The organism is Shewanella sp. 8A, from assembly GCF_023475945.1.
GTDB classification, from domain to species: Bacteria; Pseudomonadota; Gammaproteobacteria; order Enterobacterales; family Shewanellaceae; genus Shewanella; species Shewanella xiamenensis.
Genome location: NZ_JAMDJP010000014.1, coordinates 65815 through 85320 on the forward strand (window position 1 = coordinate 65815; position 19506 = coordinate 85320).

At 45.8% G+C, this 19506-nt stretch carries 16 protein-coding genes; 10 read left to right on the forward strand and 6 right to left on the reverse strand.

The annotated features are described in order from the left end of the window. Positions 1-164 precede the first annotated feature (164 nt). The 9 genes from M0413_RS12610 (at position 165) to M0413_RS12650 (ending at position 9440) form a co-directional block, all read left to right on the forward strand. Complete coding sequence (locus M0413_RS12610) at positions 165-911, forward strand: YebC/PmpR family DNA-binding transcriptional regulator (RefSeq protein WP_011622670.1); 747 nt, start codon at positions 165-167, stop codon at positions 909-911. Between the two features lie 180 nt (positions 912-1091). After that, a complete protein-coding gene (gene ruvC, locus M0413_RS12615) occupies positions 1092-1613 on the forward strand; it encodes a crossover junction endodeoxyribonuclease RuvC (protein WP_037430588.1) in 522 nt (173 codons plus the stop codon). Continuing rightward, positions 1610-2227 (forward strand): Holliday junction branch migration protein RuvA, encoded by a 618-nt coding sequence (ruvA, locus tag M0413_RS12620; RefSeq protein ID WP_037418847.1) that lies wholly within the window; start codon positions 1610-1612, stop codon positions 2225-2227. Before ruvC ends, ruvA begins: the two co-directional genes overlap by 4 nt. Positions 2228-2350: 123 nt before the next feature. Next, complete coding sequence (ruvB, locus tag M0413_RS12625) at positions 2351-3355, forward strand: Holliday junction branch migration DNA helicase RuvB (protein ID WP_055648358.1); 1005 nt, start codon at positions 2351-2353, stop codon at positions 3353-3355. A gap of 785 nt (positions 3356-4140) precedes the next feature. Beyond that, the gene (locus M0413_RS12630; RefSeq protein ID WP_055648357.1) at positions 4141-6648 is read left to right on the forward strand and encodes a TonB-dependent receptor; all 2508 of its coding nucleotides are present in this window, start codon (positions 4141-4143) and stop codon (positions 6646-6648) included. A gap of 195 nt (positions 6649-6843) precedes the next feature. After that, the gene (ssoR, locus tag M0413_RS12635) at positions 6844-7527 is read left to right on the forward strand and encodes a response regulator transcription factor SsoR (RefSeq protein ID WP_055648363.1); all 684 of its coding nucleotides are present in this window, start codon (positions 6844-6846) and stop codon (positions 7525-7527) included. A gap of 181 nt (positions 7528-7708) precedes the next feature. Next, positions 7709-8836 carry a M14 family metallopeptidase gene (locus M0413_RS12640; RefSeq protein WP_037418855.1) on the forward strand — a complete coding sequence of 376 codons (1128 nt, stop codon included), beginning with the start codon at positions 7709-7711 and terminating at the stop codon, positions 8834-8836. Positions 8837-8844: 8 nt separating this feature from the next. Then, positions 8845-9162, forward strand: a complete 318-nt coding sequence (locus M0413_RS12645; protein WP_037418858.1) for a hypothetical protein — start codon at positions 8845-8847, stop codon at positions 9160-9162. After that, a complete protein-coding gene (locus M0413_RS12650) occupies positions 9159-9440 on the forward strand; it encodes a YeaC family protein (RefSeq protein WP_037418861.1) in 282 nt (93 codons plus the stop codon). The genes M0413_RS12645 and M0413_RS12650 overlap by 4 nt, the downstream gene beginning before the upstream one ends. Positions 9441-9507: 67 nt before the next feature. Here M0413_RS12650 and ansA read toward each other — a convergent pair whose 3' ends face one another. Continuing rightward, on the reverse strand, positions 9508-10521 hold the full coding sequence (gene ansA, locus M0413_RS12655) for an asparaginase (protein WP_037418865.1): 1014 nt from the start codon (positions 10519-10521) through the stop codon (positions 9508-9510). Between the two features lie 110 nt (positions 10522-10631). Next, a complete protein-coding gene (gene sppA / locus M0413_RS12660) occupies positions 10632-12476 on the reverse strand; it encodes a signal peptide peptidase SppA (protein ID WP_249554443.1) in 1845 nt (614 codons plus the stop codon). 165 nt (positions 12477-12641) lie between these two features. Between sppA and M0413_RS12665 the strand changes: the two genes are divergently transcribed. Next, entirely contained in the window at positions 12642-14660 is a 2019-nt protein-coding gene (locus M0413_RS12665) for an oxidoreductase (RefSeq protein ID WP_249554445.1), read from the forward strand. A gap of 99 nt (positions 14661-14759) precedes the next feature. Here M0413_RS12665 and M0413_RS12670 read toward each other — a convergent pair whose 3' ends face one another. The 4 genes from M0413_RS12670 to nrdA all read right to left on the reverse strand — a co-directional run bounded on the left by M0413_RS12670 (position 14760) and on the right by nrdA (position 19346). After that, positions 14760-15215, reverse strand: coding sequence for a nuclear transport factor 2 family protein (locus M0413_RS12670; RefSeq protein WP_249554447.1), 456 nt, complete (start codon positions 15213-15215; stop codon positions 14760-14762). Between the two features lie 197 nt (positions 15216-15412). Next, positions 15413-15832 (reverse strand): class I ribonucleotide reductase maintenance protein YfaE, encoded by a 420-nt coding sequence (yfaE, locus tag M0413_RS12675; RefSeq protein WP_088585608.1) that lies wholly within the window; start codon positions 15830-15832, stop codon positions 15413-15415. Between the two features lie 33 nt (positions 15833-15865). Next, entirely contained in the window at positions 15866-16996 is a 1131-nt protein-coding gene (gene nrdB / locus M0413_RS12680; RefSeq protein ID WP_037418877.1) for a class Ia ribonucleoside-diphosphate reductase subunit beta, read from the reverse strand. Between the two features lie 61 nt (positions 16997-17057). Further along, a complete protein-coding gene (gene nrdA / locus M0413_RS12685; protein WP_037418879.1) occupies positions 17058-19346 on the reverse strand; it encodes a class 1a ribonucleoside-diphosphate reductase subunit alpha in 2289 nt (762 codons plus the stop codon). Positions 19347-19506 lie beyond the last annotated feature (160 nt).

Here is a 19506-nt window from a genome sequence, read left to right on the forward strand (position 1 = left end):
GTCATTTCATTTCTTATCAATATCTGCGTTATCGACGTCACTGAACTTGCCGTCATTCACTGTGTAAAGGAACATTGTGTAAAGGCGCCTTATTCGAGGCACTGTCAAGGTTACCTTAGGCTATTGATAAGATGTGCAATGGCTACATGTAGAGGAGAACTCCCATGGCTGGTCATAGTAAGTGGGCCAATATTAAGCACCGCAAAGCAGCGCAAGATGCCAAGCGCGGTAAACTCTTTACCAAATTTATCCGTGAGTTAACGGTTTCAGCCCGCGAAGGCGGCTCAGATCCCGATTCAAATCCGCGTCTGCGAATCGCCATCGATAAGGCGCTGGGTGGCAATATGACCCGCGATACCATTGAGCGCGCGATTAAGCGCGGTGCTGGCGAGCTTGAAGGTCAGCAGCTCGAAACCATTATTTACGAAGGTTACGGCCCAGGCGGCACCGCGGTGATGGTGGAAACTATGACAGATAACCGTAACCGTACCGTCAGCGGCGTACGTAATGCCTTTAGCAAATCGGGCGGTAACTTAGGTACCGATGGTTCGGTTGCCTATTTGTTCACTAAACGCGGAGTATTGTCCTATGCGCCTGGCACAGATGAAGATGCCTTGATGGATGCGGCGCTCGAAGCGGGCGCTGAAGATGTAGTGAGTTACGATGATGGCGCGATTGATGTATTTACTGAACCGACCGAGTTTTATGGGGTGAAAGATGCCCTCGATGCCGCAGGGTTTGTCAGTGATAACGCCGAAATCGCGATGATAGCCTCGACCAAAGCCGAGTTAGATGCCGAGACTGCCGAGAAGTTTATGCGCCTTATCGATACCCTCGAAGAGCACGATGATGTGCAAGAGGTGTATCATAATGCGGAAATTTCCGATGAGATTATGGAAAGTTTGGGTTAAGCCAACTTGGGGAGGTACGAGTGTTTGCAAGCTAGATGCTGAGTAAAAGACAACGTGTCTCCTTTGGTTGAATGAACGCGAGCAGGTTTTAGTGGTTCTTGAATGGTTCTTTAATCAGTCATGATTTGGTTGAGGCGCTGTTAAGACGCAAATCGACCGATTTACGTAAGGCGCACGCATATGGCAATTATTTTAGGTGTAGACCCGGGATCGCGGATCACAGGTTACGGCGTTATCCAATGCCAAGGGCGGCAGCAACTTTATTTAGGCAGTGGCTGCATTCGTACCTCGGGTGATGATCTGCCGTTAAGATTAAAGCAGATCTTTGATGGGATCAGTGAAATTATTCGCCAATATCAACCCGATGAGTTTGCCATTGAGCGGGTATTTTTGGCTAAAAATGCCGACTCAGCTTTGAAATTGGGTCAAGCCCGTGGCGCAGCAATTGTCGCTGCAACCGTAGCAAATTTACCTGTTGCAGAATACAGCGCAACCCAGATAAAAAGTGCTGTAGTCGGGACTGGGCGTGCGAAAAAAGAGCAAGTACAACACATGATCCAGCAATTGCTTAAGCTCCCAGCCGCACCACAGGCAGACGCCGCGGATGCGCTTGGCGTTGCAGTATGTCATTATCACACCAATCAAAGCTTGGTTGCCTTAAGCGGCCGAGCGACAACAAGAACATATGGACGGTACAGATGATAGGTCGTTTACGTGGCGTATTAATTGAAAAACAAGCGCCAGAGGTGTTGATTGATGTAAACGGGGTCGGTTACGAATTGCAAATGCCGCTGACCAGCTTTTATGAACTCCCAGAGCTCAATCAACCGACCACGGTTTATACCCATTTTGTGGTGCGTGAAGATGCCCAGCTGCTCTACGGTTTTATCACCAAACAGGAGCGTTCACTGTTTCGCTTATTGATTAAGGCTAACGGTGTTGGTCCAAAACTCGCCTTAACGATTCTTTCTGGCATGACGGCCAGTGAATTTGTGGGCTGTGTTGAGCGTGATGATATAGTAACACTGGTAAAATTACCCGGTGTTGGTAAAAAGACCGCCGAGCGATTGTTGGTGGAAATGCGCGATAAACTCAAGAGCCTAATGGAGGCGTCAGTGGGCTCCGAGCGTGAGTTTGTACTGCAGTCGAATTATTCACCTGCACCTATGGTCAACAGTGCTGAAGAGGATGCCATTTCAGCTTTGATCTCCCTCGGCTATAAACCGCCACAGGCGAGCAAAGCGGTTTCAGCAGCCTTTAAAGAAGGCATGGACAGTGAGACCTTAATTAAGGCCGCGTTAAAATCGATGCTCTAATGCATGGTTTTGATTGAGGCAGTTTATTGCGGTGCGCGATTTTTGCAGCCAAGCAGGCTGCAACTGCAGCAAAATAGCAAGTGCCGCATGCCAAGAATGCAATGCGGTAACAGGAATAGGTAAATGATTGAAGCAGATAGACTGATACAGCCACAGCTGCAAGGTCAAGATGATGTTATCGATAGGGCAATGCGCCCTAAATTGCTCGATGAATACACTGGGCAGGATGATACGCGTGCCCAATTAAAAGTGTTTATTCAAGCGGCGAAGAATCGCGAAGAAGCTTTAGATCATATGTTGATCTACGGCCCGCCAGGTTTAGGTAAAACCACCTTGGCGATGATTGTCGCCAATGAAATGGGCGTCAATATAAAATCGACCTCGGGTCCCGTGTTGGAAAAAGCCGGGGATTTAGCGGCGCTGCTGACTAACCTCGAAGCAGGTGATGTACTCTTCATCGATGAAATCCATCGATTAAGTCCTGTGGTTGAGGAGATCCTGTATCCGGCGATGGAAGACTATCAACTGGATATCATGATTGGTGAAGGACCTGCGGCGCGTTCCATTAAGCTCGATTTACCACCTTTTACTTTAGTCGGCGCGACCACGCGGGCGGGGGCCTTAACCTCTCCGCTAAGGGCGCGTTTTGGCATTCCATTGCGACTTGAGTTTTATAATGTCAAAGATTTAAGCACCATTGTGACCCGTTCTGCACAAGTGATGGGATTAGCCATTGATAGTGAGGGCGCGACCGAAATTGCCAAACGTTCGCGCGGTACACCAAGGATTGCCAATCGATTACTCCGGCGGGTGCGTGATTATGCGGAAGTGCAACACGATGGGGCTGTGACTCGACATGTTGCTGAGCTGGCGCTCAATTTACTCGATGTCGATGGCGAAGGCTTTGATTATATGGACCGCAAATTGCTACTCGCGATTATCGATAAGTTTATGGGCGGCCCCGTGGGTCTTGATAACCTTGCGGCAGCAATTGGTGAGGAGCGCGAAACCATTGAAGATGTGCTCGAACCTTTCCTTATTCAACAAGGTTTTATCCAACGCACTCCCCGTGGTAGGATCGCAACGGCCAGAGCGTATTTACACTTTGGAATGATAAAACCAGAGTGATCGCTAAATAGTGTTATCTATTGCTTAATATAAAAGCGACTTAGGTCGCTTTTATATTTTTTGAATAGAAATAGATGAAAGCTGGATTTAATTTAATCCTTATTGTTTTTATTAGCTTTTTACGTAATCTCTGCTAGTAATTTAAGTGCTGCGTTATTTAGTGTTGTTTGATCGTATATCATCTATCTTCTTCGTATTTTCGTTATCTTTATGCATTTTTATTCCTTAACGATTGACCCAATAGCAAATTAGTTCTCAATTTATAAATTGACAACCAATTGTTGCATTTATGTTTGAATCTTCCTGGGTTTGCATAAAAACCACACATTATTCATTTTGTATCTACTAACTCACCAAAACCACTTATGTTTTCTCAATTCTTAGTATTGCAAAGATTGCTAATATGCATATTTTCTCATAATTAATCGATACATTATTCTGTGCGCAAGACGGTTTACCTTTGGTAAAGTGTGATGTGAATCACACTTTTGAAGTGTTTAAATGTTTTTTAAATGTTGCGCCGTTAACAGTTCTTGTGTCTATCTAAAATTGGTTTTATTGGTGTTTTATGCTGAATAAATCTCAAATAAAGTGCATACGATCTTTTTGAAACAAATAAAAAACAAAGTGACTAAATAAATTAAACATTTTGATTTTTAAAGTTAAAAAAATGAACGTTGACTGAATGAAAGTGAATCCTCAGTATCAAGCGCAACAGTCGTACAGCAATAGTTGTACATACTGTAAGCATAAAAATAATAGTAAGATCTAGGGAGCATTCATTCATGATTAAAAGAACCAAAGTTGCGTCGGCTATCAATTTAGCTGTCGTTAGCTCAATTGCTGCTGGTACCTTCGTGGTATCAAGCGCATTTGCAGCTGAAGAGACTGCAAAAGTCGAGCGTATTGAAGTCACGGGTTCACGTATTCAACGTCAAGATATGGAAACAGCTTCTCCTGTTACCGTTATTGATGCTGCTGCAATCAAAGCCGAAGGCTTTACCTCTGTAGACCAAATGCTACAAGTACAAACCTCAATGGCAGGTGCTGCGGTAGGTTCAACCACTAACAACGGTGCTGACGGTGTTGCCCAAGTTGACTTACGTGGTATGGGCTCGCAACGTACTCTCGTACTATTAAATGGCCGTCGCATGGTGAACTCAGGTTCAGGCGCTAACAGTTCTGTGGATTTAAACTCTATCCCTGTTGCGATGATCGCTCGCGTTGAAATCCTGAAAGACGGTGCTTCAGCGGTATACGGTTCTGATGCGATTGCTGGTGTAGTGAACATCATCACCAAAAAAGATTTTGAAGGTTTCCAATTAGACTTCAACGGTAGCGGCACCGACAAGGGTGACGGCGAAAACGGTGATGTGAGCGCACTGTATGGCTTTAACACCGATGGTGGTAACTATACATTTGGTGCAGCATATGCAGACCGTCGTGGTGTAATCCAAGGTGACCGCGATTGGACTGAGCCAGGTGCAAGTTCTTATATCCCAACAGGCACCTTAGGCGGTAAAGTTCAAGATGCAAATGGCAACTGGGTTGACCGTACTTATGGTTATGATTTTACACAAGATAGTTACTATCAAACTCCAAATGAGCGTCGTAGTTTATTTGCAAACATGACCCAAGAGTTAGGTAATGATGTGGTATTAACTGCTGACGCTATCTACACTAACCGTCGATCTAATCAGCAAATGGCCGCACAACCTGCTGAAGTTTTCTTAGATGTTTGTAAAACGGCAGGTCAAAAGGATTGTTTAACCCTTGATCAAGCAATGATCGCCGGTGGTATCACTGCAAATAAAGATGATCAAGTTAGTTACCGTCGCCGTACTAATGACGTTGGTCCACGTATTTACACTCAAGATACTGATACTTGGCGTTTATCTGGTGGTTTAGCGGGTACTCTAGATGTACATACTGGTATGAACTGGGATGTGACTTACACCTATGGTAAGAACCAAGCTAAAACCGCAGTAGAAAACTCAATCAACGGCTCTGATATGAAAGCTTCAGTGCTGGCAAATCAAGCTGCATGGTTCAGTGGTGCTCCATTAACTCAGCAAATGATTGACGCGATTAGCTACACTGAAGAAGCTAAAGGGGGTAACGAGCAACAAACGCTATCTGCTGGCTTAAACGGTGAGTTATTCGACTTGAGTGCAGGTGCTGTAGGTTTCGCTATCGGTGCTGAGTACCGTCGTGAAAGTGGTTTCTACACGCCAGACGAAGTGGTTATCGCTGGCGAAAGTACTTCAGCTCAGCAAGACCCAACTAACGGTAACTACAACGTAGTATCTTTCTTCCAAGAAGTGAGCGTACCATTTACGGAAAAACTGACAGGTGAATTCGCGCTGCGTTTAGACGATTACTCAACCTTCGGTAAAGCGACTACTTGGAAAGTTGGTTTAACTTACACTGCGACTGATGAATTGATGGTTCGTACTGTGGCTGCTACGGGCTTCCGTGCACCAAGCGTTGCAGAATTGTATGGTGGTAACTCTGGTTCATTTGATTACTTAACGGATCCATGGGGTAATATTAAGGATGCACAGATCCTTGTAAACCGTACTTCAGATCCAAACCTGAAGCCAGAAGAGTCAGAGTCATATACTGCTGGTTTAGTGTACTCTCCTAGCTATATCGACGGTATGTCTGTGACATTAGACTACTGGCGTTTCAAGGTAAGTGATGCAATTGCTCGCGCTAATACTCAAGACGGTTTAGATGCGTGTTTCGCGGGAGATACAGCAGCTTGTGACAAGTTTAATATTGGTGCCGGTGGCGATTTAACCAATCTGTCAAATGCGCTGACAAACGTAGGCTCTCAAGATACAAGCGGTATTGACTTTAACTTAGCCTATAGCTTTGAGTTAATTGGTTTAGATTGGAAAGTAAGCAACGATACAACCTACTTAGTGCAATTCGAGCAGGACGGTGTTGATTACACTGGCACTATTGACGGTAACTTCGGTGCATACTCTCGCGTACGTAACAACTTCAGCATCAGTGCTGGTCAAGACGATTGGAGTGTCATGTACTTCAACCGTTACATTGGTGATATGCGTGATCTTGAAGGTGGTAACAAAGTGGGTGATATCGTTTATCATAACATTTCTGGTACCTATCACGTTAACGACAGCACTGCAGTTAGCTTAGGTGTGAAGAACTTTACCGATGAAAAACCATTGACTGTATCTAACGGTAGTGATGGTGGTACTGTTCCAGAAGTTTACGACACTATCGGCCGTACCATTTACGGCGGTGTGACTGTTAAGTTCTAATTTTAATTTGAACCCACTCTAAAAAGCGCCTTCGGGCGCTTTTTTGTTTTGGTGCAAAAGGTTACAAGCGTTATCTATCGCTGCCAACTTGATCACAATTAAGTAAATACTGATTTTTAATCTTCTTCTTATACTAGAGCCAAACATCTAGGTATGGTAACATAAATGATATTGATTATCGTTTGGTGTTTTGAGATGAGTAGAATACTGTTAGTCGATGATGATCCATTATTCCGAGTGTGGTTAACTGATGTGCTCCGAGCACAAGGACATGAGGTTGAATGTGCCGTTAACGGTGTTGATGGGCTTTCACGCATTTGCTCCTTTGCGCCCGAGATTGTTATGCTCGATCTGGTGATGCCGCAAATGGATGGTTTTGAGCTTTTACAGGCAAGGGATTGTTTGACGCCGATAATGATGTTGTCAGCCCGCGATAATGAAGAAGACAGGATCAGAAGCTATGAACTCGGTGCGGATGACTTCTTAGCTAAACCCTTTAGTATTAAAGAGTTATTGGTACGTTTACAGGCGATTGAGCGACGGTTAGTGCAGCGGCATAAGCCACTAATGGCGATAGATCAAACCGCAGCCATTCAATCGATTAAGTTTGACGAAACCGCCTACAGGATAACCATCGACAAGCATGCCGTGGAGTTAACCCAAACTGAGTTTAGGTTATTTAAGTACCTGTTTGAACGAAAAGGGCAAGTGATCACTAAGCAAGAGCTGCAAAAGTCAGTTTTGCAGAAGGACTTAGGGCGGTTTGATCGTAACTTGGATATGCATATCAGTAATACAAGGCGCAAACTGGCAAATACTCGTTTACCGCGGACATTAATCAATACGGTACGTGGTCAAGGATACAGTTTTTCCGCTTGATGAGTTGTGAAGGGCTAACAAACTAGGCACTGGATGAATTACAGCGTGACTGATGGCTTCTTAGGCAATTTTATTCGCTTTCATTTTCCCCAGATACGGATTTGGTTTATTCTAACGGGCATTATAGTAGATGCGTATTTTGCATCATTACCCTCACATGAATAACCAAGTAGGAATCAGTATGCGGATCAGTGCCAATTTTGATGGCGGAAATATCCAAGTCATTAATCTTGATAATAAAGACGATATTCAACTGGCAATCCGTCCCGATGCGGGCGGTGAGTTTTATCAATGGTTCAACTTCCGATTCGAAGGTGATGTGGGAAACCAGTACACCTTAAATATTATCAATGCGGGCACCGCTTCCTATCCTAAGGGCTGGCAGGATTACCACGCAGTCGCCAGTTACGATCGTCAGCATTGGTTCCGTGTACCAACTCAATATATTGATGGCAAACTCAGTATCCAGCTTGAACTTGATTGTGATGCGATTCAAATCGCTTACTTTGCGCCGTACAGCTATGAGCGTCACTTAGATTTACTCAGCAACGCGCAATTACATCCCGATGTAAATCTTGAACATTTAGGCTTAACCTTAGATGGCCGTGATATTACCCTGATGAAAGTGGGCGATGGCAATCCTGATAAACGCAATATTTGGATCACCGCAAGGCAACATCCCGGTGAGACTATGGCGGAATGGTTAGTCGAAGGCTTAGTGAATCGTCTGCTGGATAATGATTGTCCAACCGCAAAAGCACTGCTCGATAAAGCGAACTTCTACATTGTGCCTAATATGAACCCGGATGGCAGCGTAAGAGGCCATCTGCGTACCAATGCGATTGGGGTTAACCTTAACCGTGAATGGCAAACCCCGAGCTTAGAAAGAAGCCCTGAGGTCTACCATGTAGTGCATAAGATGCAGCAAACGGGCGTAGATTTATTTTACGATGTCCATGGTGATGAAGGTCTTCCCTATGTTTTCCTCGCGGGTTGCGAGGGGGTACCAGCTTACAATGAGCGATTGGCGCAGCTGCAAGCGGACTTTAGTCAGGCACTAACCTTGGCCAGTGCCGATTTCCAAACCGAGTTTGGGTACGCTAAAGACGAGCCTGGTCAAGCCAACTTGACCGTGGCGTCTAATTGGGTGGCGCAAACCTTCGATTGCTTGTCGAACACCTTAGAAATGCCTTTTAAAGACAACAACAACCTGCAGGATCCGTTTGTGGGTTGGTCACCTGAGCGCAGTATTTATTTAGGCGAAGCGTCATTGATTGCCATGCTCGCCGTGGTTGATAAGTTAAGATAGGTGCGACTATGGCATTAATCGAATGTCCAATCTGCCGTAAACGGATGTCGAGCAAGGCGCCAGCTTGCCCGCATTGTGAGGCAAAAACCAATGGTGATAATAGCTCGCTCGTACGGATCAGTCATATCCAAAAATCTAGCAGCTTAATGAACCAAAGCTTTGTTGCCATGACGCTGTTTATTGCGGGGGTGGTGATTTGGTTTTGGGGTGGAGAGCCCGCCGAAGGCGTACGCGCGACCATTGGTGCCATCTGTTTTGTCTTTGGTTTTGTGGGCTATTTAATTACCCGCGTTAGAATCGTATTACATAAGCGAAAGAGTGTATGACCGACATTAATCAAGTAATCGACCAAATGCCCGAAGAAGTCTATGAAAGGCTGCGTAGCGCTGCTGAATTAGGCAAATGGGAAGATGGCACAGTATTGACCGAAGCCCAGCGTGAATCGACTCTTCAAGTGGTGATGCTCTATCAGGCGCGCCGCTTAGATCAAACGGAGCATTTCACCATAGGTGCTGGCGGAAAATTAAATGAGCTGTCAAAGGCGGAGTTGAAGAAACAATTCCGTGGCGAGTCGATAGCCGAGTTTAAAGCTGACGACCTGTAATCTCAGTTGACGCAACGTATTAAAAAGCCCACTAATGTGGGCTTTTTAATTCGCAAAGTTGCGCTCCTTAATCGGGGCTGAGCTCACCAACTAAGTTTTGCAACATAGCAGCCTTAATTTCGCTCGGCTTTAAGTTTTTCGACAGCAGATAATGCAACTTAGCCAATGCAGCCTCAATGGTCATATCTGCGCCACTGATCACGCCTGCTTTAGCGAGGGCATTTCCCGTTGCATAACCGCCCATATTCACCTTACCTTGGAAACACTGAGTCAGGTTCACTAACACAATTCCCCGTTCATCCGCTTGCTTTAGGGTATCGAGTAATGCCGTATCTTGCGGTGCATTACCTACACCAAAGGTCAGTAAAATGAGCGCCTTAACGGGTTGCTGCAGAATATTCTCAAAAATTTGCGTGGAGATACCTGGGTAGAGGGTGACTACACCGACAGGCTGCGGGCTGATATTAGCGACTTCTAACGGCTTATCGCTTGGCGTGGCAATTTTACCTGCGCGCAGATTAATTTTGATCCCCGCTTCAAGCAGTAAGGGGAAGTTTGGTGAGGCAAAGGCATCGAAGCCATCGGCGTGGGCTTTGGTAGAACGATTGCCACGGAACAGTTTGTTATTAAAGAATAAGCAAACCTCAGCCACTGGATAATTAGCAGCGATATACAAAGAGTTGAGTAGGTTGGTTTGGCCGTCGGAACGCAACTGCGCCAAGGGGATTTGTGAGCCAGTGACGATAACAGGCTTTGACAGGCCTTGAAGCATAAAGGATAAGGCCGATGCAGTATAGGCCATGGTATCAGTGCCGTGGAGGATCACAAAGCCATCGTACTTGTCATAATTGGCTTTGATATCATCGGCAATCATTTGCCAGTCGGTCGGTGCCATGTTTGATGAGTCGATGAGCGGGCAGTACTCGTGGATCACAAACTCAGGCATTTCAGCATGGTAAAACTCGGGCATGGATTGGACGCATTGGGTCAAAAATCCTGCTACTGGTGCAAAGCCATTATCGGTTTTTTGCATGCCTATGGTGCCGCCCGTGTAGGCGACATAAATGGAGCGTTTAGTCATTCTTGTCGTTATCTTAGCTTCACGTGGGCTAATTATACGATTTTGCTGACATAAACCCAATAAAAAAGCCCGAGGTATCGGGCTTTTGTGTCTTTCATCTTGAGTCTGCGCTAGTTGATCGCACAGCTGTCACAATATACATACACATGGTTAGGGTCGTTAAAGGCCGCTATAGTCTTTAAGCTACCGGTCCATTGGCTCAGCATTTGCTCAAGCAGCGTTGAATGGCTGAGTGAAGCGGGTAAATAAGCCGACACAGAGGCAAACATTTGCTGCACAAAACGCTGCTCAGGTGTGAGCTCTTGCTCAATCACACGGGTATCGAACAGGCTTAAATCCGCCAGTTTTGCTGCTTTCGCGACAGCTTGGTCTATATCACCTAGTTCGTCAACTAAGCCTAATTCTAGAGCTTTTTTACCACTCCATACACGGCCTTGGGCGATATTATCCACTTGTTCTAAGGTCATTTTTCGTTCCTTAGCCACCAGTGAAATAAAGTCTAAGTAGCCACGCTCAATATGGCGCTGGATTACCGATTCAATTTGTGGAGAGAGGGTGCGCGTGACTGATAAACCCGCCCATTCAGAGGTTGATACGCCGTCGGTATGAATGCCTAAGCTGGCGAGTGAATCTTCGAAGGTGGTGATCATCCCGAAGATGCCGATAGAGCCCGTCAGTGTTGTTGGTGTCGCGAAGATATAATCGGCGCTGGCCGAAATCCAATAACCGCCGGATGCCGCAAGGCTACCCATACTGACCACCACAGGTTTACCCGCCGCTTTGAGGGCGAGTAATTCTTGGCGGATTTGCTCCGAGGCAAAGGCGCTACCGCCAGGGCTGTCAACTCGTAACACCAGTGCTTTAATATGTTTATCAAATCGCGCCTTACGAATGAGTTCAGCCGTGCTATCGCCACCAATCTGGCCGGCGGGTTGGCTGCCATTTAAAATAGTGCCGCTTGCAACGATAATACCAACACTGTCTTGCTCAACAAAGCTTGGCAGAGGTGTCACTAGGGTTAAATAGTCGTAAAAGCTGACCTGCTTAAAGCTGTCACCTGACTTTTCTTTACCCACGGTATCGAGCATAACTTTGCGGAAATCTTCATCGGTCGCTAGGGTATCGACCCATTTCATATTGAGGGCCATAGTCGCAGAATCGCCCTCAGCCTTATCGAGTTGTGCAAGGTAGTTTGCCGAGTCCAAAACCAAGGCTTTGGTATCAATTTGGCGATTTGTCGCCACCGTTTGAGTGTAACTTTGCCAAACATCAGCAAGTAGGACGCTGCTAGCCTCTCTGGCCGCATCTGACATATCGTCACGCATATAAGGTTCTACTGCGGATTTAAACGTCCCAACACGGAAGATATGTGCTTTTATCTTGAGTTTTTCGAGGGCGGATTTGAAGTATTGGTTATACATACTTAATCCCTCAAGTGAGACGCTACCTTGAGGGTTGAGGTAAATAGTATCGGCAAAACTGGCAAGAAAATATTGATTTTGTTCGTAATAGTTACCAATCGCTACGACCTTTTTGCCGCTTTCTTTAAAACGATTTAAGGCATCGCCAATGGATTGTAATTTGCTGATCCCCGCACGTTTTAGCTCTGCCAAGTCTAAGACTATAGTGCTGATCCTGTTATCGTGCGCCGCGTTATCAATCACATAGATAATATCCGCCAGTAGGATTTCGCCATCGCTGCTGCCGTTATTACCTTGCTTGAGTGCGGCTTCAAGCGGGTCGACCTGTTGTTTTTGATCAACAATCGATCCCGCAAGATTAAGTACCAGTGCCGAATTATCTTCGACCTGAATATCTTCACTACTGCCAATGACAATCAGAATCATGGCGAGGAGGCCAAAAAAGATCAGGTTAAGTATGAATTTACGGATCCCGTTAAGGGCGTTCCAAATGAATAAGCATATTCTCTTGAAAAACGATGGGTTAGCGGACATTAGCCACTCCTTTGCATATCGAATGTGCCAATGCTAACTGAAAATCTCTTCACTGGCTAAACACAATTGTAAAGGTTTTTAACTTTTAACCCGTTAGCAACAGTTGAGCTTACATTTGACTCAAGGTATGCTCATTTAAATCACTTGTTTAAAAAGGATGTTTGAATGTCGTTTCCCCATTTATTAGAACCCTTAGATCTGGGATTTACCCAGCTCAAAAACCGTGTGTTGATGGGCTCCATGCACACGGGGTTAGAAGAAGAAAAGGGCGGATTTGAGAAACTGGCAGCGTTTTATAAAGAGCGCGCGTTGGGCGGCGTAGGATTGATCGTCACTGGCGGAATTTCACCAAACCTACGTGGTCGATTGACTCCCCATGCTTGTCAGTTGAGTTTCCCCTGGCAAGTGGGCAAGCACCGCATTGTGACTAAAGCGGTGCATGAGGCCGGTGGTAAAATCTGTATGCAAATCCTGCATGCTGGGCGCTATGGTTATCATCCTTTTTCGCAGGCACCGAGTAAAATCAAATCGCCGATTACTCCCTTTATGCCTTCTGCCATGTCGAGCCGTCAAGTACGCGCCACCATTAAGGATTACGCCAGTTCTGCCGCCTTAGCAAAAAGATCAGGGTACGATGGCGTTGAAGTGATGGGCTCTGAGGGGTATTTGATCAACCAATTTATCAGTTCCCGGACCAATACGCGCACCGATGAATGGGGCGGTAGTTTTGAAAAACGCGCACAATTCCCAATTGAAATTGTGAATGCCATCCGCGCTAAAGTAGGCAAAGACTTTATCATTATTTTCCGTTTATCTATGCTCGACTTAGTCGATAACGGCTCCACCTGGGACGAAGTTGTGCAACTGGCCAAATGGCTTGAACATGCGGGAGTGTCGATTATTAATACTGGGATTGGCTGGCATGAGGCCCGTGTGCCAACCATTGCGACTAGCGTGCCCCGCGGCGCCTTTGCTTGGGTAACTGAAAAACTTAAGAAGTCGGTTTCAGTGCCCTTGATTGCCACAAATCGTATTAATACGCCTGAGATTGGCGAGCAAATCATCGCCTCTGGTCAAGCGGACATGGTATCTATGGCGAGGCCGTTCCTAGCTGATCCTGAGTTTGTGAATAAAGCGGCGGCCAATACGCCAGAGCTGATTAATACCTGTATTGGTTGTAATCAGGCCTGTTTAGATCATACCTTCTCTCTGAAACGTGCCACCTGCTTGGTCAACCCTCGTGCCTGTTACGAGACCGAAATTAACTTTTTACCTACCAATAAAAAGAAGCGAATTGCAGTGATGGGCGCGGGTCCCGCAGGCATGGCATTTTCGGTGTATGCAGCGATGCGTGGTCATGAAGTCGTGCTTTTTGAGGCGAAATCTGAGGTGGGTGGTCAGTTTAATCTGGCACGTAAAATCCCAGGAAAAGAAGAGTTTAACGAGACAATTCGTTATTTCCTCAATCAAATTAAACTGTATAAAATTGATCTGCGCTTAAATACCCGCTTGGATGCTAAGGTACTGGAAACCGAAACGTTTGATGAAATTGTTATTGCTTCCGGCGTGGTCCCGCGCGAGTTGAGCTTGCCAGGATTTGATAGCCCCAAAGTGGTCGATTATCAGCAGGTACTGACGGGCCAAACTGCGATTGGTGACAAAGTCGCGCTGATTGGTGCTGGCGGTATTGGCTTTGATATGGCGCATTACCTCTGCGAATCTGAGTCTAGCACCCTCAATCCTGAAAAATGGTTAAAGCAGTGGGGTATAGACAAGCAATATCAGCATGCGGGTGGGTTAGCCGAGCCTGAAGTCGATAATAGCGATCACAGACAAGTTTATTTGCTGCAACGCAAGACTTCAAAGATGGGCCAAGGCTTAGGTAAAACCACCGGTTGGATCCACCGTTTAGTGTTAAAACAGCATGATGTGAAGATGAAAACCGGCGTCAACTATGAAAAGTTTGATGACGCTGGCCTACATATTCGGGTTGGTGAGCAAACTGAAGTATTGGCCGTGGATAATGTTATCCTCTGCGCCGGACAAGAATCTAACCGCACCTTAGTCGATGAGATGAAAGCAACGGGCATTCCTGTGCATTTGATTGGGGGTGTTGATGTTGCCGCTGAGCTGGATGCAAAACGGGCCATTCGTCAAGGCGCCGAGCTTGCTATGCTGCTGTAGTTTTAAGCGGTTTATCCTAAAAAATGCCTGAGTCAGACTCAGGCTTTTTTGTTGATTGATATGAAGATAAGCGCTTATCTATATGAGTGGGCCATTTGCTTAGTTGGGTAAATGCCCATAACTGACGACTCTAGTGACTTGCCACTGGCCATTGGTGTGTTGCCAGACCATTAAAAATTTGGCTTTGCCGTCACAACTGTCAGTTTCTTGGCTGCAAAATTTATGTACACCCTCTGTTATCGCGCCAAAGTCCTTGATGGGATAGGCTTGAAAGCTCTCTTCAACCAGTGAGCGGGTGTATTTACCACAGGCATAGTTTTTAGTGTTGTTGATCATCGACTGGCGATCCCAAGTGACACCACCGTTGTCATGGTAAAACTCGACCTTATCTGCAAAGTAACTTTCGTGCAGCTTGAGTTGTTGCTCATCGGCACAACGATTAAATGAATCAAATACCTTACTATCCATGTCTTTCATTTCGGCAACGAGGTTATCTTCACTCGAAAATGCACTCATTGACACAAGCAGGAAGCTGATTGCGATTAACTTATCCATAGCTCTCCTTGGCATAAACTGGTCCACCTAATACAAAATAAAAATAATTGGAAAGCAATAACATAATGATCTTTTGGCAAGCTAACAAGAGTGAGCGATAAAGCGTTTGGGAAGCTGTAAAGATGTTGTTTTTTGCTAATCAGTAGGTGTTATGCAGGAGGATGTTTGTCAATAACAACCAATAGTAGACGACTCTGCTATTCTTCGACCACTTCTTGCTGTGGCACGGCTTTTAGGTTGGCGGTTTTACGTGTAGATGTAGACTGAGCGCGGGTGTTGCAAGAATAGGTCACCACGGCAGCGCCTTCGGGCGATAAGTCGAGTTCTAAATCTTCGCTGGGTATACAGCAGCAGGGCAGACATTCGTCGGCATTGAGATCGGCTAGAGGCTCGGTTAAATAGCTGACACGACCACTAAGCACTTTTGTTTTACAGGCACCACAAAAGCCACTACGACATTCAGAGAAAATTCTGACTTTTTTGGCCTCAAGAGCTTGCAGTAAAGAGCCGTGCTGCGGGGTAAATAGCAGCACAGGTTGCCCTTGCAGGCGCACAATGGGCGCCTTGGCAAAGGGATTATTCAATGGATGGCTCTTTAGCTGGTTCGACTTAGTCATTTCGTAATCTAGTCATTTCACAATCAAAAGTGATTAGAGATCGAAATCAAGAAATTCATCACTGTCGACGGCTGCATCAATTTGGCCGACCAGATAGGATGACACTTCCACTTCTTGTGGGGCCACTTGCACTGCGTCACTCTCTAGCCAGTTTTTCATCCATGGCAGTGGGTTAGTTTGTTCTGCGTAAGGTAGCGGCAGGTTAACTGACTTCATCCGTTGGTTGGTAATGTACTCAACATATTGGCAGAGGATCTGCTCGTTTAGACCGATCATTGAGCCGTCTTTGAACAGGTATTTTGCCCATTCTTTTTCTTGTTCGGCGGCTTTTAGGAACAGGTTATAGGCTTCCTGTTGGCATTCTGCGGCAATCTCGGCCATCTCAGGATCGTCTTTGCCGCCCTGCATAATGGTTAAGATATGCTGGGTGCTGTTTAAGTGCAGCGCCTCGTCACGGGCGATAAGACGAATAATTTTCGCGTTACCTTCCATAAGCTTACGCTCAGCGAAGGCAAATGAGCAGGCAAAGCTCACGTAGAAGCGAATGGCTTCGAGCGCGTTAACTGACATCATGCACAGGTACAGTGCTTTTTTCAGGGTGCGGGTATTTACCTCTAAAGGCTCACCATCAATCACATGGGTGCCTTCACCGAGTAGATGATATGTCTGGGTTAATTTGATGAGGTGATCGTAGAACTCTGCAATGTCTGTGGCACGGCGCAGGATCTCATGGTTCACCACGATATCGTCAAAAATCACTGAAGGATCGTTGACGATATTGCGAATAATGTGAGTGTATGAGCGCGAATGAATGGTCTCGGAGAATGACCAGGTTTCAATCCAGGTTTCTAACTCAGGCAGTGACACCAATGGCAAAAAAGCTACGTTAGGCGAGCGACCTTGAATTGAATCGAGCAGCGTTTGGTATTTCAGGTTCGAAATAAAAATATGCTTTTCATGATCGGGTAGTGAGTTGTAGTCGATTTTATCGCGGCTCACATCGACTTCCTCTGGGCGCCAGAAGAAAGACAGCTGCTTTTCAATTAGTTTTTCAAACACTTCATATTTTTGTTGGTCATAACGTGCGACGTTTACCGATTGTCCGAAAAACATGGGTTCACGGGTGGCATCGTTGGGTGTTTGGCAAAAAGTAGAGTAGGTCATGGTACGAGTATTCCAATAAGTCGGGATCCCATTGGGATCCCGCAACCGTTAACATTGAAGATTAGATTTTGCAAGCGCCGCCAGCACAGCCGTCATCTTCTTTCTCTATGTTGGTAATGTCATCGTGTTGATCCGATGCACCATCGCGAGTGTTATGGTAGTACAGCGTTTTTACACCTAACTTGTAGGCATTGAGTAAGTCTTTTAGCAGGGTCTGCATTGGGACTTTACGGCCCTCAAAACGCGCTGGATCATAGTTTGTGTTGGCCGAAATCGCTTGGTCAACGAACTTTTGCATGATACCCACAAGCTGTAAGTAACCTTCGTTGCTTGGCATTTGCCATAACAGCTCGTAGTTGTATTTCAGCTCATCAAAATCGGGTACCACTTGCTTTAACTGGCCATCTTTACTGGCTTTCACACTGATCAAGCCGCGTGGCGGTTCGATACCGTTGGTGGCGTTTGAGATCTGTGATGAAGTCTCAGACGGCATCAGTGCAGACAATGTCGAGTTACGTAAACCATACTCTTTAATGTCGTTACGCAGCGCTTCCCAGTCTAAATGCAATGGCTCACTGCAAATCTTATCTAGGTCACGTTTGTAGGTATCGATAGGTAAAATACCTTGAGCGTAAGTCGTCTCATTAAATAATGGGCACGCACCTTTTTCTTTCGCCAGATTCATTGACGCTTTGAGCAGATAAAACTGAATCGCTTCAAAGGTCTTGTGAGTCAGATTGTTCGCGCTACCATCGGAGTACTTCATGCCATTCTTCGCTAAATAGTTAGCGAAGTTGATAACACCAATCCCTAAGGTACGACGGTTCATCGACGAAATCTGCGCCGCTTTGATTGGATAATCTTGGTAATCCAGCAGGTTATCTAAGGCCCGCACGGCTAAATCAGCTAATGGCTCCAATTCCGCTAAATCGGTAATTGTCCCCAGGTTTAATGCCGACAGTGTACAAAGGGCGATTTCGCCGTTTGGATCGTCAATGTTATTCAATGGCTTAGTCGGCAGCGCGATTTCAAGGCAGAGGTTAGACTGTCTGATCGGTGCAACTTTTGAGTCAAATGGACTGTGGGTGTTACAGTGATCCACGTTTTGAATGTAGATACGGCCCGTTGAAGCACGTTCTTGCATCATCAGTGAGAACAGATCCACCGCTTTTAATGTCTTTTTGCGAATGCTGCTGTCTTGCTCATATTGCAGATATAAACGCTCAAATTCGGCTTGATCTTCAAAGAAGGCATCGTAAAGACCGGGTACGTCCGATGGGCTGAACAGGCTGATATTTTCGCCTTTGATCAGACGTTGATACATCAGTTTATTCAGTTGCACGCCGTAGTCTAAATGACGGATACGGTTATCTTCAACGCCACGGTTATTTTTCAGTACTAGCAGCGATTCAACTTCTAAGTGCCAAATAGGATAGAAGAGGGTTGCTGCACCGCCGCGCACGCCGCCTTGCGAGCACGATTTCACCGCAGTTTGGAAATACTTGTAGAAAGGTAAGCAACCCGTGTGGAAGGCTTCGCCACCACGGATTGGGCTTCCTAATGCACGGATACGACCGGCGTTGATACCGATACCAGCGCGTTGGCTTACGTATTTTACGATAGATGATGCTGTCGCGTTGATTGAATCCAAGCTATCGCCACATTCAATCAGTACGCATGAGCTAAACTGACGAGTCGGGGTACGCACTCCCGCCATGATAGGCGTTGGTAGTGAAATCTTAAAAGTCGATACCGCATCGTAAAAATCTTTGACGTATTGCAGACGCGTAGCTTTTGGATAGCGGGCAAACAAACAGGCCGCCACCAGAATGTAGAGGAACTGGGCGCTCTCATAAATCTCGTGGGTGACGCGGTTTTGAACCAGATATTTACCTTCAAGCTGTTTAACGGCTGCGTAAGAGAAGTTCATATCGCGCCAATGGTCGATATAAGTGTCCATAATATCGAGTTCTTCGCGGGTGTAATCCTGCAGAATATGCATATCATACTTACCCAGCTCTACCAGCTTAGTGACATGGTCATATAACTTGGGCGGCTCGAACTGACCAAAAGCCTTCTTACGCAAATGGAATACGGCTAAACGCGCAGCCAGAAACTGATAATCGGGTGACTCAGGGGAAATTAAATCCGCCGCAGATTTGATGATCGTTTCGTGGATAGCTTCGGTTGGGATCCCATCGAAAAACTGTAAATGCGTGCGAAGTTCAACTTCAGAAACAGAAACGTTTTTTAATCCCTTGGCTGCCCAAGTAATTACGCGGTGTATTTTGTCGAGATCAATTGTCTCACGTGCACCACAGCGTTTTGTAACTGTCATATTGCTATTCATTGAAGAGAGGCCTTGGTTCTGATATCTGTTCAGGTGAACTAAGTCACCGTACGTTTCCTTGTAAAACAATCAACCTGAAAACCCTTAATACTGTTGACTATGGTGAAAATAGTCGATTTAGCGGGGAACTTCTAGTGTGTCTGATTGCTACCTATACACA

Bases quoted from the DNA above. Each gene is read 5' to 3' on its own strand.
- M0413_RS12665 (WP_249554445.1), top strand. From the start codon at position 12,642: ATGTCGTTTCCCCATTTATTAGAACCCTTAGATCTGGGATTTACCCAG.
- M0413_RS12645 (WP_037418858.1), top strand. From the start codon at position 8,845: ATGGCATTAATCGAATGTCCAATCTGCCGTAAACGGATGTCGAGCAAG.
- yfaE (WP_088585608.1), bottom strand. From the start codon at position 15,832: ATGACTAAGTCGAACCAGCTAAAGAGCCATCCATTGAATAATCCCTTT.
- nrdA (WP_037418879.1), bottom strand. From the start codon at position 19,346: ATGAATAGCAATATGACAGTTACAAAACGCTGTGGTGCACGTGAGACA.
- sppA (WP_249554443.1), bottom strand. From the start codon at position 12,476: ATGTCCGCTAACCCATCGTTTTTCAAGAGAATATGCTTATTCATTTGG.
- ruvA (WP_037418847.1), top strand. From the start codon at position 1,610: ATGATAGGTCGTTTACGTGGCGTATTAATTGAAAAACAAGCGCCAGAG.
- nrdB (WP_037418877.1), bottom strand. From the start codon at position 16,996: ATGACCTACTCTACTTTTTGCCAAACACCCAACGATGCCACCCGTGAA.
- ssoR (WP_055648363.1), top strand. From the start codon at position 6,844: ATGAGTAGAATACTGTTAGTCGATGATGATCCATTATTCCGAGTGTGG.
- ruvC (WP_037430588.1), top strand. From the start codon at position 1,092: ATGGCAATTATTTTAGGTGTAGACCCGGGATCGCGGATCACAGGTTAC.
- M0413_RS12640 (WP_037418855.1), top strand. From the start codon at position 7,709: ATGCGGATCAGTGCCAATTTTGATGGCGGAAATATCCAAGTCATTAAT.
- M0413_RS12670 (WP_249554447.1), bottom strand. From the start codon at position 15,215: ATGGATAAGTTAATCGCAATCAGCTTCCTGCTTGTGTCAATGAGTGCA.
- M0413_RS12610 (WP_011622670.1), top strand. From the start codon at position 165: ATGGCTGGTCATAGTAAGTGGGCCAATATTAAGCACCGCAAAGCAGCG.
- ansA (WP_037418865.1), bottom strand. From the start codon at position 10,521: ATGACTAAACGCTCCATTTATGTCGCCTACACGGGCGGCACCATAGGC.
- M0413_RS12630 (WP_055648357.1), top strand. From the start codon at position 4,141: ATGATTAAAAGAACCAAAGTTGCGTCGGCTATCAATTTAGCTGTCGTT.
- ruvB (WP_055648358.1), top strand. From the start codon at position 2,351: ATGATTGAAGCAGATAGACTGATACAGCCACAGCTGCAAGGTCAAGAT.
- M0413_RS12650 (WP_037418861.1), top strand. From the start codon at position 9,159: ATGACCGACATTAATCAAGTAATCGACCAAATGCCCGAAGAAGTCTAT.